The sequence below is a fragment of the Rhizobium sp. UFLA01-1127 genome (genome assembly GCF_059803845.1).
The window spans coordinates 1-17023 of the sequence record NZ_JAUQTZ010000057.1 but is presented as its reverse complement, the minus strand read 5'-3'; the positions used below and the strand labels follow the sequence as shown (position 1 = coordinate 17023).

Genomic DNA, 17023 nt, shown 5'->3' with positions numbered 1-17023 from the left:
TGTTAAAAATCCGCAAAACCGCTCTTGTCCCTCTAGTGGCTAGAGGATGTAGCAATGGTTCCCAGAGTTAATCCGGAACCAGAAGATGACGTCGACAACACAACAGAGCCGCTACCGCGTCGAAGGCATGGATTGCGCTTCCTGCGCCGCGAAAATCGACACAGCCGTGCGCCGCCTGCAAGGCGTCGAGGATGTTTCCGTCTCGGTCACCGCCGGCACCATGACGGTCAAGCATCACGCCGATCCCGATCTTCTGCCAAACATAGCCAAGCGAGTCACGGGGCTGGGCTATAAGCTTTTCCCGCTGCCGCAAAGCAACGCCCCCTTGCCGAAGGTCGAAAAGGACGATCATGCCTGCGGCTGCGGACATGACCATAAGTCCGATGCTCACGACCATGCCGGGCACAGCGGCCATGATCATGGAGCCGCCGGCCATCGGCATGACCATGCCGGGCATAGCCACGCCCCCGAGGCGCGCGATGCGGCTGTTGCCGACCTTCATGGGCACGATCACGGACCTGCTTCGGGACCATGGTGGAAATCGGCCAAGGGCCGCCTGACCATCGTCACGGGCATTGCTGTGGCCGCGGCCTGGGCTATCGGCCAGCTCGTTCCCGCCCTGGACGACTGGATCTTTACCGCCGCCATGCTTGTGGGCCTGTTGCCGATCGCCCGGCGTGCCTTCATGGCCGCAAGGGCCGGAACACCGTTCTCGATCGAGATGCTGATGACGATCGCAGCCGTCGGCGCCGTCGTCATCGGCGCCGGCGAGGAGGCAGCGGCCGTCGTCTTCCTGTTTCTGATCGGCGAATTGCTGGAGGGTGTTGCCGCCGGCAAGGCGCGCGCCAGCATTCAATCCCTGACGGATCTGGTGCCCAAGACCGCCCTCGTCGAGGAAAATGGCAAGACACTCGAAGTGCAGGCCGAAAGCCTCGCCGTCGGCGCCGTCATCCTGGTTCGTCCCGGTGACCGCATTCCCGCCGATGGTGTCATTCTCTCCGGCCAAAGCGCCATCGACGAAGCGCCGGTCACCGGCGAAAGCACGCCCGTTCGCAAGGGTGTCGATGCGGTCGTCTTCGCCGGCACGGTCAACGGCGATGCCGTGCTGCGGGTCCGCGTGACGGCTGCGGCATCCGACAATACCATCGCCCGGGTCGTCAGGCTGGTCGAGGAAGCGCAGGAATCGAAGGCTCCGACCGAGCGTTTCATTGATCGCTTCTCCCGGTATTACACGCCCGGTGTGGTCGCTGTCGGCGCCCTCGTGGCAATCACCCCTCCGCTATTTTGGGGCGGCGCGTGGAGCGAGTGGGTCTACAAGGGCCTCGCCATACTCCTGATCGGCTGCCCTTGCGCTCTCGTCATTTCGACACCTGCGGCAATCGCAGCCTCGCTTTCCTCCGGCGCACGGCGCGGCCTGCTGCTGAAGGGCGGCGCCGTGCTTGAGAATATCGGCAAGATCACCGCCGTCGCGTTCGACAAGACCGGCACTTTGACCGAAGGCAAGCCCAAGGTCACCGATATCGTCGCCCTCGGCGTCAGCGATACGGAGGTACTGCGATTGGCGGCAGCGCTCGAAACCGGATCCAGCCATCCGCTTGCCCGCGCGATCCTCGACCGGGCCGCAGCAGCCGGAACGGATATCCCTCAGGTCATCGATGCAAAAGCGATCAGCGGCAAGGGTGTGAGCGGCACCGTCGAGGGTATCGACGTGTTCCTCGGGTCGCCGCAGGCAGCCGCTGACAGGATCTCGCTGACGGCCGAACAGTCAGCCCGGATCACTGCCCTCAATGACGAAGGAAAGACTGTCTCGATTGTCGTTGCCAAGGGGGTGGCTGCAGGACTGCTGGCCATGCGCGACGAACCGCGAGCCGATACGGCCGCCGGCCTCAAGGCGCTTACCCAGGCTGGCATCAAGACGGTCATGCTGACGGGCGACAATCAGCGCACGGCGCAGGCAATCGGCACGACGCTCGGCATCGAGGTCAGGGCGCAATTGCTGCCCGAAGACAAGCAGCGGATCGTTGGCGAGCTGAGGCGGCAGGGTTTTCGTGTCGCCAAGGTCGGCGACGGCATCAATGACGCACCGGCCCTGGCCGCCGCCGACGTCGGGATTGCCATGGGCGGAGGCACGGATGTCGCGCTGGAAACGGCGGATGCCGCCGTGCTGCACGGCCGCGTCGGAGATGTCATCGAGATGATCGAACTCTCCAAGCGCACGATGAGCAACATCGGCCAGAACATCAGCATCGCTCTCGGCCTGAAGGGTGTGTTCCTGGTCACGACGATCATCGGTATCACCGGGCTCTGGCCGGCGATCCTCGCCGATACCGGCGCCACGGTGCTGGTCACCATGAATGCCCTGCGCCTGCTCGCCGTCCGGCCTCACCAGCTAGCGACTTGAAACATCTACGACCGCTGATTGGCAGTCGGACGCCGCTTCTCCCGATATCGACATCATATTGGCCGGATCTGCACTCGCCGATCCGGTCTGTCGGTGTGCTACCGTCAGGAAGCCGAACGCTGAAGGACTGTCGCCTCTTTCCAGCCAAGCTCCGGAGCAATCGATGTCACGAAGTCGTGGATGATCTGCCGATATTCCTCGTCATGAAACTCATAAGGCAGCTCGAGCCGGAATTCGCTGACATGGGACAGAATCGGATCGCTGCGCAAACGTTCGAGGATCTCGTCGGACGAGCCGACAAGATCGCGCGCGAACAATGTACGGCGCTCGCCCTGAGGTGACAGCGTGCGCTCATGGCGGCCGGCGGCATAGTCGGTATAGCGCTTGCGGGTGATCGCATCGGCGCTGTCGAAAGGCACGATGACCCGGCCGAGCGCCACGCGCCTGGTATCGCCGCCGGACGCGCGATAGGTTTCCAGCTGCCGTGACTGCGCAACGAAGAAATCATCGGTGTGCTCGCCCGTCGTGACATTGCCGATCAGCAGATTGAAACCATTGCGTCCAGCCCATTCGGCAGACCGCAGCGAGCCGCCGCCATACCAGAGGCGATCGATCAGCCCCTTCGCATAGGGCTGCAGACGAGGACGCTGCGGACCGAACGGCGTCTTGATGAGCGTATCGTGATTGCCGACATACGTTCCCTTCAGATTTTCGGCGAAACGCAGCACCCTTTGATGGGAGAAATCGTAACTCTCCCAATCGCCGTCGAAGGCGAGCGGACCAATGAGGTCGGCATGCAACGGACGTCCAGCGCTCAAGCCGATATTCAAGCGCCCGCGCGACAGCACGTCCGCGGTCGCCAGATCCTCGGCAAGCCGATACGGGCTTTCATAGCCGATGGGGATGACGGCGGTGCCGAGCTCGATGCTGCGCGTGCGCTGCGTCGCGGCAGCGAGAAAGGCGCTCGCCGAGGAAATGCCCGGCTCCAAATGTCGCTGGCGGACCCAGGCGCTGTTGAAACCCCTCTCTTCGCCATATTCGAGCAGTTGCAGGGTTTGCTCCAGGCCGGCGAGCGGATCTTCATCCGGATAGTTGCCTGGTGTGAGGAAGCCGATATGGCTGATCGATGGGGCTTGGCGGCTCATGCGACTGTCTCCTCAAAATTTCGGTAGGCCTGGCGGATTGGTTTCCGACTTCGGCAGCGCTTCTTCCGCAAGGTGCCAATGGTCGAGGATCTTGGCGTAGGTGCCATCCCTGATCAGTCCGTTTGTCGCAAGCGTCAGCGCCGCCGCGAGACCGCTGCCCTTGCGCGTGGTGATCGCGACATCGGAGCGATCCGGCCAACCGGCGCTCAGCGTACCCACGCGCTTGATGTCCTTGTCGCGGGCAGCGATGTAGACAAGCTGGGCATGCGGCTGCACGATGACGTCGGCGCGATTGGACCGCAGAGCCAGAAGGCTGGCCGCATCGTCATCATAATATTGCAGCTCAATTGGCTTCAGGCCGGCCTTGACATCCTCGCTACTCCATTTCAGCAGGATGCGCTCCTGGTTGGTACCGGCGCCGACGATGACGCGAAGACCAGCCGCGTCCTTCGGCTCCTTGATCGACCCGATCTTGCTGTCGTTCTTGACGAAGAAACCGTGCAGGCCCTGGCGATAGGTGGAGAAATCGAACTTCTCTTTGCGCTGCTCGGTAACGCCGACATTGGAGATCACGGCATCATATTTGCCCGAGGTCAGCCCGAGCGGCCAGTCGATCCAGGCGACCGGGACAAGCTCGAGCTTAAGGCCGAGCGCATCGGCAACGGCATTGGCATAATCTGGATCTGCGCCGACGACCGTCTTGGCGTCCGTCGCATAGGTCGCAAGCGGAGGACCGCCGGGCGCGACTGCCACGGTGAATGTGCCTGGCGTAACGAACTTGAAATCCTTTGGGATTGCGGCAATCGCCGCTTCGTTTTTCGCCGCGTGAAGACGTCCCGGCTGTTCCGGGCTCAGATCGAAATCTTCAGCTGCCATTGCCGGAGCAAGGCCGGTCAAGGTAAGCGCCACTGCGGCTGCCAGCATAGTTTTGAAGTTAATGCGGATAGACACGGAACCTGTTTCTCCATTTGAGATGGATGGGAGCGGACCGACGTGAGCCCCACTGACGCCGGTCCGCCCGACCAACATTACGAACCGCTCTTCGGCAGGCCCGCAGGGTTGGTCTTGGATTGATCGACCGCTTCGGCTGTCAGGCTCCAGCGCTTCAGCACTTCACCATATTTGCCGTTCTTGATCAGATCGTTGAGTGCGAGGGTGACGGCGTCGGCAAGACCAGCGCCCTTTTTCGTCGTCACGGCGATTTCAGCCGTCAGCGGCCAACCGCCCGAGACTGTGCCGACGAGCTTCCTCGTGCCGTTGATGGCGGCCTTATAGGCCTGTGTCGCATTCGGATTAAATTCGACATCTGCGCGACCGGACTGCAAGGCAAGATCGGCGGCTGCGCGATCGTCGTAATATTGGACCTCGATCGGTTTCAGGCCGGCTGCCACATTCTGCCGGTCCCATTCGAGAATGATCTTCTCCTGATTGGTGCCGGCCCCGGTAATGACCTTCAGGCCCGCGACATCCTTTGGCTCCTTGATCGAGGTGATCTTGCTGTCGGCCTTCACGTAGAAGCCGAGCACGTCCCTGCGATAGGTGGAGAAATCGAACTTCAGCTTGCGCTCTTCCGTGACCGTCACGTTGGAAATGACAGCGTCATACTTTCCTGAGGAGACGCCGAGCGGCCAGTCCTCCCAGGCGACCGGCACCAGGTCAAGCTGCAGGCCGAGGGAGTCGGCGAGCAACTGCGCGAAATCGGGATCGGTGCCGACGACCGTCTTCGCGTCGGTCGCATAGGTAGCAATCGGCGGATCCCACGGGTTGATCGCGACCGTGAACTTGCCGGGATTGACGAACTTGAAGCCCGGCGCAATCGCCTTGATCGCTGCCTCGTCCTTCTCGGCGCGGATGCGATTGGATGTATCCGGGCTCAGGTTGAACTTTTCGGCCGCAATCGTCGGCGTCCCAGTTATTGCTACCGCCGTCAGGACGCCGGCAACGATATATTTTGCTCTCTCAATGAATGTCATTTCCCTTCTCCATTTCAATTATAAGCTGTTTATGCTGCTATAATGGTCCGCACGCCTGCTGCGTCAGAGCGTCGAATGCTTGCCTGCGACTGCTAGAGAACCTTGGCGAGGAAAGCGCGCGTGCGCGGATGTCTCGCATCGTTAAGAATCTGGGTTGGTGAGCCGGCTTCGATCACGTGGCCGCCCTCCATGAAGACGATGCTATCGGCGACCTCGCGGGCGAAGCCGATCTCGTGGGTGACAATGACGAGCGTCGTGCCGGTACGCGCAAGCTCCTTGATCACACCGAGCACTTCGCCCACGAGTTCAGGATCGAGTGCCGACGTCGGCTCGTCGAAGAGAAGGACCTTCGGCCGGAGTGCCAAGGCGCGGGCGATGGCAACACGCTGCTGCTGGCCGCCGGAGAGCCGGCGGGGATAGGCATCGATTTTGTCGCTGAGACCGACACGGGTAAGCAATTCCCTGGCAAATGCCACAGCTTCGTCGCGGCTCAATCCCCGCACCTGTATCGGCGCCTCGATAATGTTTTCCAAAACAGTGAGATGCGGGAACAAGTTGAAGTTCTGGAATACCATGCCGATGTCGGTCCGGCGCTTCAGAATGTCCTTCTCCTTGAGCTCATAGAGCACGTCGCCCTTCTGCGTGTAGCCGACGAGTTCGCCATCTACGGAGATGAAGCCGCTGTCGACGCGCTCGAGATGATTGATGGCGCGCAGCAGGGTCGATTTTCCGGAACCCGAGGGGCCGATGATGGCCGTCACGCTGCCGGCCGGCAGGTTGAGTTCGACATCGTCGAGAACCTTTAGCGTTCCGAAGCTCTTCGAAATGCCGTGGATGCGCACGGCCCCGCCCTTGGCCCGCCAGTCGGCAACGTGTCCTTGGTTTCCGGACGCCACACCATTTGCGTTGGTCAATGACGCAGACAACGGTCGCCGGAAGCGCTGAAAATAAGACGGGAAGGGCAAGGGCGCCGGATTGCGCAATGCGCCCTTGGAGAAATAGCGCTCGATATAGTGTTGGGCGATCGACAGCACCGTCATGATGACCAGATACCAGACGGTTGCCACCATCAAGAGCGGAATGACTTCCAGATTCCGGCGATATACGACCTGTACCGTGTAGAAGAGCTCCGGTAAGGCCAGCACGTAGACCATGGACGTGCTCTTGGCGAGGCCGATGATCTCGTTGAAGCCGGTCGGGAGGATGGAGCGCATCGCCTGAGGCAGGACAATCCGGAAGGCCTGACGGCGGCGCGGCAGACCGAGAGCAGCGGCCGCTTCCAGCTGCCCCTGATCGACCGACAGGATGCCGCCGCGCACGATTTCGGCAAAGAAGGCCGACTGGTTCAGCGTCAATCCGAGAAAGGCTGCGGCAAACGGCGTCAGCAGCTGAGTGGTCGGATAATCGACCAATATCTTGTCGGTGAAGGGAATCCCGATGCGAATGGTTTCATAGAGATAGCCGAGATTGTTGAGAACCAAGAGCAGCACGATCATCGGGATAGAACGCAGCAGCCAAATATAACCCCATGAGAGGCTTGCAAGCAGCGGCGACTTCGACACGCGCGCCAGTGCCAGCGCGGTCCCGAGAATGGAGCCGGAAACCGCCGCGAGCGCCGTCAGAAGCAGGGTCCTGCCGAGTCCCACGAGCACGGGCTCGGCAAAGAACCATTGGGCAAAGACACCCCAACCCCAGCGCGGATTGGTGAAGGTCGAATAGAGGACGACCGCAATGACGAGAGCAGCAAAGATCGTGCCGGCAATACGACCGGAATGCCTGGCAGGCACGATGCGATAACGCGAATAATCAGTTTTCGTCTCGGCGGCTCCAGTGCCTCGATCGACACCTGCAAAATCCGTCGTCAGCGCCATGATGCTTACCCCTTGTGATTGTGATTGATCCAGGCCGACACTATCGTCCGGCAGCGGCCAAACGTTGCTGCGAGCCGGAAGCTTCGGCGACATAGGACAATGCCAAGTGGCTGATATTCTTCTCGAAAGGCAGGCTCTTGTAGACTTCCGGATCGACTGAGGTATCGAAGAGCGCCGTGTAGCCGTTGTTGAGGTAAAGACCGACGGCCTCTGGCTGGCGGAAGCCGGTCGTCAGATAGATGCGGCGATATCCCTGCCGCGCCGCCTGGGCTTCCAGCTCGACCAGCAATGTGCGCGCCAGTCCCTGACGGCGCAGATCATGCCGTGTCCATATCCGTTTGAATTCGGCGGTATGGTCGTCATAGTGCTTGAAAGCGCCGCCGCCGATCGTCTCCCCGCCTCGCAACAGAAGCAGGAAATTGCCATGCGGCGGCGTGAAGGCCTCCGGCGGATAGCGATTGAGTTCGGCAGCCGCCCCTTCGGCATTGAAATAGTTGCCGTAGCGGCTGTCATATTCATGGATCAGCTCGTCGATCAGCGGCTTTGCGCGGGGATCGCGCGGGGTCGTATAGAGAAATGTATCGCTCATGTCGGTCACCTGTTGTCATTCGCGAGGAAGGTTTCGGCGAGCCGCACCCAGTAGCGGGCCGCGGGCGCGATGATCGCGTCGTTGAAATCGTACTGGGCGCTGTGCAGGGGCGCGCTGTCGCCATTGCCGACGAAGAGATAGCTCCCGGGCTTGGCTTTCAGCAGGAAGGCGAAATCTTCACTTGCCGTCCGCGGCCGGAAATCCGTTTCCACCGCGGCGGTCCCGAGCGCCGTCAAGGCAACATTGCGAGCGAAGGCGGTTTCATCGGCATGGTTGACGAGCGCCGGAAAGCCCAGGCGATAATTCACTTCGGCAACCGCCCCGAAGCTTTCTGCCTGCGCACGCGCGAGGGCGGGAATCCGCTCCTGCAGCCTCGTGCGCACCTGTTCGCTGAAGGCGCGCATAGTCAGCTTCATCTCGACGCTTTCCGGAATGACGTTGGACGCCGAGCCCGCATGAATGGAGCCAACCGTCGCGACCGCCATGTCCTGTGGGTCGATATTCCGGGAAACAACGCTTTGAAGCGCCGTGATGAAGGAGGCAGACGCCAGCACGGGATCGACGGCCCGATGCGGCTCGGCACCATGACCGCCCTTTCCGACGATCTTGATGACGGCCTGATCGACAGAGGCCATCGCCGGGCCGGCAACGAAGCCGAACTGACCCGTTGGAACACCGGGCCAATTGTGCAGCCCGAAGACCGCATCGACCGGAAACCGATCGAAAAGCCCATCCGACAGCATTTTGCGCGCACCGGCGCCGATTTCCTCGGCCGGCTGGAAGATCAGCCGCAGTGTGCCGCTGAATCTGCCGCTTTCGGCAAGATAGCGGGCGGCCGCCAGGAGGATCGACGTATGCCCATCGTGGCCACAGGCATGCATGACGCCGGGATTGCTGCTGGCATAGTCAAGCCCGGTTACCTCCTCAATGGGCAGCGCGTCCATATCGGCACGGATGCCCAGGCTACGCTGCCCATCGCCCCGCTTGAGGGTTGCGACGACGCCGGTGCCAGCTATGCCGGAGACAACATCGTAGCCCCACTCGGCAAGCAACGAGGCAACCTTCTTGGACGTGCGGTGCTCCTGAAAGGCGAGTTCGGGATATCGATGCAGGTCATGCCTGAGCGCGATGATCTCGCTGAGGTAATCGGCAATCGCTATCTCGATTTGATCGGCGACCGAAGCGGGCTTGATTATGGCGTTCATGGAGATCGTCCGGGCTCAGGCGCCGACGGCCTTTGCGGGTTCGATGCCTTCTTGCTTGGCCGTATAACGGCTTTCACGGAATGGCAGGCCGAGGTGATCACGCAGCGTCTCGCCCTTCAGCACCGGATCGAAGTAGCCGCGCTCGGTCAGGACCGGCAGGACATGCTTGGAGAAATCGTCGAAACCTTCGCCGATCACCGGGAAGCCGAGGATAAAGCCGTCCGCGGCCTCTCCGTCCACCCAGCGGATGATCTCATTGGCAATGTGCCCGGCCGTGCCGATGAAGGAGGTTCGTGGCGTTGCCGCGTCGAGCGCCACCTCGCGTAAGGTGAGCCCCTTCTCCCGCGCCGTCTTCTTGATCCTGTCGGTGGTAGCGCGGAAATTGTTGCGGCCGATCTCGCCGAGATTCGGAAAAGGCTCATCGAGCGGATAGACGCTGAAATCATGATGATCAAAGAAGCGGCCGAGATAGGCGAGCGCCTCCTCTATGGTGACGAGATTGCGGATCGCCTGGTACTTGGCCTCCGCTTCTTCCTCAGTCGCGCCGACGATCGGACCGATGCCGGGAAAAATGCCGACGTCGGTAGCACAGCGGCCATGCGCGATCGCGCTCTGCTTCACCTGCTTGTAGAAGGTTTTCGCATCTTCCAGTGGTCCGCCATTGGTGAAGACGGCATCGGCGTGCTTGCCGGCAAGCCGGATGCCGGAATCGGAGGCGCCGGCCTGGAACACCACGGGCTGCCCCTGCTTGGAGCGGCCGATATTGAGGGGGCCTTCGATGCGGAAAAATCGCCCCTTGTGGTTTAAGCGATGCAGCTTCGATTTATCGGCATAGACGCCGGTCTCGCGGTTGCGCACGAAGGCATCGTCATCCCAAGAGTCCCACAGGCCCTTGGTGGCATCGAGATATTCGTCGGCGATCTCATAGCGCAGCTCATGCTCGGGGTGCTCGCGGCTGTAGTTGCGGCCGGAACCTTCGAGCGGTGAGGTCACCGCGTTCCAGCCGGCGCGACCGCCGCTGATGAGATCGAGCGAGGCGAATTGCCGGGCGATGGTGAAGGGATCGCTATAGGATGTCGAAACCGTGCCCACGAGGCCAAGCTTGGTCGTGAAGGCGGCAAGCGCGGACAGGATCGTCAGCGGCTCGAAGCGATTGAGGAAATGCGGGATCGATTGCTCGTTGATATAGAGGCCATCGGCAACAAAAGCGAAGGCAATCCCTGCCTCCTCAGCTTTGCGGGCCGTCTCGACGAAAAAGTTGAGATTGGTGCTGGCATCGGCAGGCACGCTCGGATGCTTCCAGGCATTCATGTGGCCGCCGGGACCTTGCAGCATGATACCGAAAGTGACGTGTTTTTGAGCCATGATGATCCTCCTGGAATAGGCGTTCAGGCAACGAGGGAAAGGCGTTCTTTGGCGAGCAATTCTATGGAATTGAGCCGTTCGGCCGCGGTCAGTGCTGGCGTATCGAGCACGAATTCCTCAACGCCGTAGCGGCGATGGAGCGCGTCAAGCTCGTCGCGGATCTGCGCCGCCGTGCCATGCAGCACGCTTGGCGCCTTCTCTTCGGTCCTAAAGTCGGAGAAGCCTGCCTGCCGCGCGAATTCAGCCGCCTGCTCCTGGGTGCCGACGTTGACGCTCTGGCCGCTGGGCAGGAAGAGCTTGACGATGCGCAGCTGTCCGACGCGTTCGCGGGCATACGCCTCGCTTTCGGCCGCGAAGGCTGCGAGCGCCAGGATCGGCACCTTACCGCCCGTCGTATGCTCATAGGCTTCGAAGGTCTTCCGAAGATTTTCCGGATCGCCGTTCAGATGGCCGGCGAACACCAGCGTCCAACCCTTCTCTGCCGCAAGCTTCGCGCTCTCGACGCTGGCGCCGAGAAGGAAGCGTTCAGGCGAGCGCGGCGGGAACGGTCTCGCCTGCGCTCCCTCTGAATTGGGATCGGCGGCGAGATAGGCGTTGATATCGGAGAGCTGCTCGGCAAAGTCCGGCTTCTTCTCCGGATCGAAAGCGCGCTGCAATGCGCGGGTTGAGAGCGGAAAGCCGCCTGGTGCCTTGCCGACGCCGAGATCGATGCGGCCGGGCGCCAACGAAGCCAGCAGATTGAAGGCCTCCACGACCTTGTAGGCGCTGTAGTGCTGCAGCATGACGCCGCCGGAGCCAAGACGGATCTTCGAGGTTCTGGCGAGAAGATAGGCAATCAGAACTTCCGGGGCCGAGCTGGCGAGGTTTTCCATATTATGGTGCTCGGCGACCCAGAAGCGATGATAGCCGAGCTCTTCGGCGCGGATAGCCAAGCGCGTCGTGGCCGCAAGCGCATCTGTGGCACTGACCCCCTGTTCGATCGGGCTCTTGTCGAGAAGGCTGAGGAGATAAGACATGCCGCTTCATCCATGTTTGCGCCCTATGCCGACCATCGAGCTGTATAGTCTATAAAAAACATAGATTTTAAGTTATTTAAGAAACAGCTTTCTTTTTCTTCCGTCCGAAGCGAAAAAAATCGGCAGTCGCCCGAGAAATTGATGAATGGGTTGCAGACGCAGCCAGTCTGCCCCAAACGAGTTGGGGAGCCAGCCATTCGACGTACCGGCTACTCTGCACCGCCGCTAATGACGCCAAGAACCAGGAGAAATTCGAATGCCTCACGACTTCCTCGTCGCCGGTCCGGAAGACGCCGAGATCACGATCGTTCTCGCTCACGGGGCGGGTGGCGCCATGGATACGACCTGGATGGAAACGATGGCCGCGGCATTTTCCGAGAAGGGTTTGCGCGTCGTCCGGTTCGAGTTCGACTACATGTCAGCAAGGCGGTCTTCCGGGAAACGGTCGCCCCCGCCTCGCGCAGAACTCCTGAGCCAGGAATTCGAAGCCGTAATCGACGAAATCGGTGCCGCAGGGACAGTCGTAATCGCAGGAAAGTCCCTGGGCGGCCGCGTCGCGAGCATGATTGCGGATCATCTGCGCGACGCGGGAAAGATTACCGGACTGCTTTGTCTCGGATATCCGTTCCACCCGATAGGAAAGCCGGACAGCCTGCGGACCGCTCATCTTAAAGGGATGAAGACGCCCGCCCTTATCTGTCAGGGAACGCGCGACCTATTCGGTTCGCGGGAGGAAGTCTCCAGTTACAAACTCTCCGAGATGATTGAAATTCTATGGCTGGAAGACGGAGATCACGACTTCCAGCCGCGAAAGGCCGTCTCCGGCCTTACGGCCGCGCAGCATGTCGCGACCGTCGCCGATCATGTGGCCCGATGGGCGGCGGCGTTGCAATAGCCGGTGCTGTCGGCTTCACCTTTACCCAATCCACCGCCGAAATGACGGTGTGGTTCCATGACGGCGGGGATGCGCTCTCGTCACGCGACGAGAGCGCATTTTCCTTATGCGCTTTCCGTGAGCGATATCTGCTTTGACGACGGAAGGATATTGTCCAAAGCCCAGCTACCGGCACCGGCAAAGGCAACGAACAGGAAGATGAAGCAGAACATGATGGCCGCCTCGCCCATATTGAGGGCCGGCCAGAAGCCTTGCGGGGCATGCGCCATCCAGTAGGCGGCTGCCATTTCGCCCGAGGCGATGAAAGCCGCGATGCGCGTGAAGAGCCCGACAGCCATCAGCAATCCTGTGACGATCTCGATTGCGCCGGCAGCGAGCATGATGCCCGGCAATGGATAGGTCACGCCCGGAATTGCCGCCGGGAACTGGAAGAATTTCATGGTCGCATGTTCGAGGAACAGCAATGCGGTCACGATCCGCAAGATCGCAAGAATATGGGGTGTCCATTTCGTGGTATTCAACATGGCATGTCTCCTGAATGGCCGTTGAGATCGTCAAGGGCCGTGGCTTTGAGTTCGAAATTTTCCTTCAACGGGTCGTCATCAGCTTGAGTGCGCCTTCGATGCAACTTGCGAGCACAGGCATGTCGGCTATGTCGCGGCCGATCCTGGCGGCGCAAGGAGCGAGGACGGTCCGCTCATCCTGCCTCGCTATCGGCCGTTGTCGGCACGGGAGCATCGCCGAAGCGGAAGCTGGATGCCGTGAGCCCGCCAGCAAAGTCAGCCTGATGGTATGTAACGGCACCAGGCTCGTCCCTTGCGGCACCGACAGCCACCATCAGCGGAATGAGATGATCCTCGCGCGGATGCGCGGCACGGGCGGACGGCGCCTGCTCCCATTCGAGCAAGAGCTTTGCGCGTTCATAAGGAGATGAGCGGATCAAAGTCTGTTGGAGCCAGGCGTCGAACTGACGGGACGGCTCGTAGCCTTCCTTTCCGCGCATCGCCGGCAAATTGTGATAGCTGAGACCGCTTCCGATGATCAGCACGCCCTCGTCACGCAGCGGCGCCAGCGCGCGTCCCACCTCGAGATGCAATGCCGGATCATAGCCGGCGTCCAGAGAAAGCTGAACGACCGGAATGCTCTCCTCCGGATAAAGCGGCTTCAATATACTGAAAGTTCCATGGTCGAAGCCGCGCGCGGGATCGAGCGCTGCCTCGATCCCGCGCGCTTGCAGCAATGCCTGCACGCGCTTCGCAAGCTCGGGTTCGCCGGGTGCATCATATTTGATATGATAGAGATATTCCGGAAAGCCATGGTAGTCATAGACCATCCCTGGACGGGCTCCAGACGATATAGTGAAGCCTTCCTCTTCCCAATGACCAGAAACCACCAGAATCGCCCGAACCGTATTCCCTAGTTCGGCGCGCATCTCGATCAGGGAGTGCTCGAGCTTATCGAACCTATTGCGGAATTCACCGGTCATATAGGGCCATGGACCACCACCATGGCTGATGAAATACGTCGGAAGACGAAGCTTGTTCACCTATTTCATCCTTCTAGCAGGCGCCTGTCATTAAACTCAAAGCGGGAGATGGCGATGATTCTGCGGCATGATCACTCAAACTAACTTTTCTCGCTTATTGATCAATTCGGGCTACATTGAAGGAACGTTTCCTGTAAGTTGACAATCGATGGATACGTTGACGAGCTTGCGGGTTTTTTGCACCGTGGCGGAGCTTAAGAGCTTCACGGCCGCAGCGGACAGGCTTGGCCTCTCGCCGGCAATGGCGAGCAAGCATGTGATGCACCTGGAGAGCCGGCTAGGAACCCGATTGCTGAACCGAACCAGCCGGCATGTCAGCATGACCGAAAGCGGCATGCTCTATCTCAACCAGACCCGGCAGATGCTCGATGGATTGGACGAGGTGGAGGCAGCCGTCAGCAACGTGACGGTCACACCGCGCGGGACCTTGCGGCTCAGTGCCCCGGTCTGGGCCGCCAACACGCTCGTCGCCCGAATGATTGCCGAATATCACCAGCGCTATCCCGATGTTCGTTTCGACATGGATCTCAGCGGTCGGATCGTCAATCTCGTTGACGAAGGCTTTGATCTGGCCTTGCGGGCGACGGCTCCCGAGCGGCTCGATCCCAGCCTCATCGCCCGGCCGCTGATGCAGGTTGCCTTCCACCTGGTCGGATCACCGGCCTATCTGTCGCGCACAGGCCGTCCCGCCGCGGTGGCTGATCTCAATGGTCACTCATTGCTGGCTTATAGCGGCATGAACTCCAACGGCAGCATAGCGGTCGCTGGAGCGGACGGCGCTGAAACCGTGAATTTCCGCCCCGTCATGCAAAGCGAAAACGAGATCATGCTGCATCTGGCGGCCCTCGAAGGCATGGGGCTGGTTTTCCTGCCGACGTGGATGACGCAAGACGATGTTTCCGACGGTCGACTGGAGATGGTGTTGCCGAAAGCCGTGACATTCAACGCTACCCTGCATGCGGTTTATCCCAGCAGGAAATACCTTTCTGCGAAGGTGCGCACCTTCATCGACTTCCTCGCTTCGCGACCAAATCTGTACTCGGCGGCGGTCGAAGACCGGCCGACGATATAAGGTCAAACACTTGCCAAATAGAAACACTGCGCGGAGGCAGACTAATTGGCGCGAAGCTCTTCTGCTTCCTGCCAGTCGCGAAGCAGAGAGAACAGCTCCTCGCGGTCCTTCTGATCTAGCCGCGGCAGCCCGGGAACACGGACGGGACCGACATCCAAGCCGGAATAGGTGACGGCTTCCTTGACGACCGTAACATTCGCTCCGTTGCGGAATTTGGTTCGCATCCGTTCGAAGGGTTCGAGCTTATTGACGATGGCCCGGGCGGTGGCAAAATCACCCTTGGCCAAAGCCGCGTGCACGGCAAGCGACAGTTTTGGCGCGACGTTGACGAGACCGGAGGTGAAACCGCGCGCACCGGCGGCCGCAAATGTCGGCGCCCAGCTTTCGGCCAGACCACAGACGAACAGCGCACCATTCGGATCGGAGGCGGCGATCGAGCGCGAAAGGAGCATCAGATCCGTCGTCGCAAACTTGATACCCGCGATGTTGCCATGGCCTGCCAGGCGGACCATGTCCTCAACGCTGAAGCCGTCGGCACGGACGTAGGCAATGAGTGGCAGGGGCGACGCCTCCGCCAGATCGCGGAAATAATCGATCTGCGACGCAGGCGCGGCAAAAGGATCGACCGGCTGGTGCGACATGACGGCCGAAGCGCCGATCGTGGCGGCATCCTTGGCCATGCGGATCGCCTCGCGCAACGAGCGGCCGATCGCCGCCGTGACGGGTGCTTTACCGTCGACGCCTGATATCGCCGCTTCGTGGACGCGGCGGATTTCCTCCGGCGTCAGCGCATAGAACTCGCCGGTATTACCCGCCGCGACGATATTGTGGATGCCGGCAGCCGCCACGCGCCGATAGACCTGAGCGGTCACGCGCGGTTCCACCTCGCTATTTGCATCATAGGCTGTGACCGGAACGCCAGAAACGCCGGTCAGTGCATGCCGCATGGTTTCAATGCTCATCTTCCTACCCTTCGTGATCCATCGAGGTATGAGCAAGGAAGCTTCAGGAAGCCGGCCGCCTCGCCCTTACCTCATCCAATGTCCTAGACGCCCTGGAACATGCGGGCGCGTGCGTTCAAGATATGTCGCTTCATGGCATCGTGCGCTTCGCTCTCTCGCCGTTCGAAGATCGCCTGCACGATCACCGCATGCTCATCCTGGACGCTGCGGATCTGCTCCGGCGTCCGCTTGAGGCTGAGGCTGCGGGTCACGGAGTGCCCGATCGCAAAATGCGGCCGGAACAGTTCGCGGGCCGTGACATGGAACTGATTGCCGGTCGCGACGGCAATCGCATCGTGCAGTTCCTGATCCTCTTCAGCACCAAGGCGGCCTTCGCGAAGACATTGTTCTATCTTCTGGAGTGCCGCCGAAATCCGTTCCTTGTCGGCCGGCTGCCAGTTGCGCGCTGCAAGTTCGGCTGCTTCGGCCTCAAGTCCGGCGCGAAATTCGAAGAAGCGCTGAACATCGGCAAGCGATCCGACGGGCACCATCTTCAGGACCGAAGAATCCGGCCGTTGCCTGACATAGGAACCGGATCCTTTGCGCGAAACGATCAAACCGTCCGTACGCAGCCGCTCCAGAGCGTCGCGCACGACAGGTCGCGACGCGCCGAACATTTCTGCGAGCTTGGCTTCCGCCGGCAACCGCTCGTTCACGGGAAATGTTCCATCCGCGATCATGGCGACGATCCTCTCATAGATGATGTCGCCGAAGCGCGTGGCGCTCGCACCGGAATCGTTGGCGACAGAAAGTCTCATCATCATCCTTCGTGAAAGCCGACCAGGGGCATCCATAGCGCATTTCCTGCGCGACAGGGCTACTAAATCTGTAAAAATCTGTCAACTCTTGTAATTATCTGAGAACGTAATATGGTCTTGCCGCTGCGCCAGACAGGTGCATCGCGGCGGGTCGGGAGCCTGCCGTATCGGCTTGAGGCAAAGTCC

The 17023-nt window shown here is 60.7% G+C and carries 15 protein-coding genes; 3 read left to right on the top strand and 12 right to left on the bottom strand.

The annotated features are described in order from the left end of the window. The first annotated feature begins 85 nt into the window (after positions 1-85). Entirely contained in the window at positions 86-2401 is a 2316-nt protein-coding gene (locus tag Q4Q11_RS16080) for a heavy metal translocating P-type ATPase (protein ID WP_498570103.1), read from the top strand. A 104-nt stretch (positions 2402-2505) separates the two neighbouring features. Here the strand turns inward: Q4Q11_RS16080 and Q4Q11_RS16075 are convergent, their stop codons facing one another. From Q4Q11_RS16075 to Q4Q11_RS16040, 8 genes are all read right to left on the bottom strand, one after another. After that, positions 2506-3546 carry an LLM class flavin-dependent oxidoreductase gene (locus Q4Q11_RS16075; protein ID WP_498570102.1) on the bottom strand — a complete coding sequence of 347 codons (1041 nt, stop codon included), beginning with the start codon at positions 3544-3546 and terminating at the stop codon, positions 2506-2508. Positions 3547-3558: 12 nt separating this feature from the next. Then, positions 3559-4470, bottom strand: a complete 912-nt coding sequence (locus tag Q4Q11_RS16070; RefSeq protein ID WP_112504073.1) for an ABC transporter substrate-binding protein — start codon at positions 4468-4470, stop codon at positions 3559-3561. A 104-nt stretch (positions 4471-4574) separates the two neighbouring features. Then, positions 4575-5519 carry an ABC transporter substrate-binding protein gene (locus Q4Q11_RS16065; protein WP_498570101.1) on the bottom strand — a complete coding sequence of 315 codons (945 nt, stop codon included), beginning with the start codon at positions 5517-5519 and terminating at the stop codon, positions 4575-4577. A 92-nt stretch (positions 5520-5611) separates the two neighbouring features. After that, complete coding sequence (locus Q4Q11_RS16060) at positions 5612-7390, bottom strand: amino acid ABC transporter permease/ATP-binding protein (protein WP_498570100.1); 1779 nt, start codon at positions 7388-7390, stop codon at positions 5612-5614. A gap of 40 nt (positions 7391-7430) precedes the next feature. Then, positions 7431-7979, bottom strand: a complete 549-nt coding sequence (locus Q4Q11_RS16055) for a GNAT family N-acetyltransferase (RefSeq protein WP_112504069.1) — start codon at positions 7977-7979, stop codon at positions 7431-7433. 5 nt (positions 7980-7984) lie between these two features. After that, complete coding sequence (locus tag Q4Q11_RS16050; protein WP_112504067.1) at positions 7985-9184, bottom strand: M20 aminoacylase family protein; 1200 nt, start codon at positions 9182-9184, stop codon at positions 7985-7987. A gap of 15 nt (positions 9185-9199) precedes the next feature. Further along, positions 9200-10549 (bottom strand): LLM class flavin-dependent oxidoreductase, encoded by a 1350-nt coding sequence (locus Q4Q11_RS16045; protein ID WP_112504065.1) that lies wholly within the window; start codon positions 10547-10549, stop codon positions 9200-9202. Positions 10550-10572: 23 nt separating this feature from the next. After that, a complete protein-coding gene (locus Q4Q11_RS16040) occupies positions 10573-11565 on the bottom strand; it encodes an LLM class flavin-dependent oxidoreductase (RefSeq protein ID WP_112504063.1) in 993 nt (330 codons plus the stop codon). A gap of 256 nt (positions 11566-11821) precedes the next feature. Between Q4Q11_RS16040 and Q4Q11_RS16035 the strand changes: the two genes are divergently transcribed. Next, complete coding sequence (locus Q4Q11_RS16035) at positions 11822-12460, top strand: alpha/beta fold hydrolase (protein ID WP_498570099.1); 639 nt, start codon at positions 11822-11824, stop codon at positions 12458-12460. 104 nt (positions 12461-12564) lie between these two features. On the opposite strand, the gene Q4Q11_RS16030 is transcribed toward Q4Q11_RS16035, so the two are convergent. Together Q4Q11_RS16030 and Q4Q11_RS16025 are read right to left on the bottom strand one after the other, a co-directional pair. Next, positions 12565-12984 (bottom strand): DoxX family protein, encoded by a 420-nt coding sequence (locus Q4Q11_RS16030; protein WP_498570098.1) that lies wholly within the window; start codon positions 12982-12984, stop codon positions 12565-12567. 173 nt (positions 12985-13157) lie between these two features. Continuing rightward, on the bottom strand, positions 13158-14006 hold the full coding sequence (locus Q4Q11_RS16025) for a DODA-type extradiol aromatic ring-opening family dioxygenase (RefSeq protein ID WP_112504057.1): 849 nt from the start codon (positions 14004-14006) through the stop codon (positions 13158-13160). 148 nt (positions 14007-14154) lie between these two features. On the opposite strand from Q4Q11_RS16025, the gene Q4Q11_RS16020 reads away from it, so the two are divergent. Further along, entirely contained in the window at positions 14155-15078 is a 924-nt protein-coding gene (locus Q4Q11_RS16020; RefSeq protein ID WP_498570097.1) for a LysR family transcriptional regulator, read from the top strand. Positions 15079-15119: 41 nt separating this feature from the next. Here the strand turns inward: Q4Q11_RS16020 and Q4Q11_RS16015 are convergent, their stop codons facing one another. Further along, positions 15120-16040 (bottom strand): dihydrodipicolinate synthase family protein, encoded by a 921-nt coding sequence (locus Q4Q11_RS16015; RefSeq protein WP_498570096.1) that lies wholly within the window; start codon positions 16038-16040, stop codon positions 15120-15122. Positions 16041-16123: 83 nt separating this feature from the next. Next, on the bottom strand, positions 16124-16837 hold the full coding sequence (locus Q4Q11_RS16010; protein ID WP_113215792.1) for a FadR/GntR family transcriptional regulator: 714 nt from the start codon (positions 16835-16837) through the stop codon (positions 16124-16126). Positions 16838-17023 lie beyond the last annotated feature (186 nt).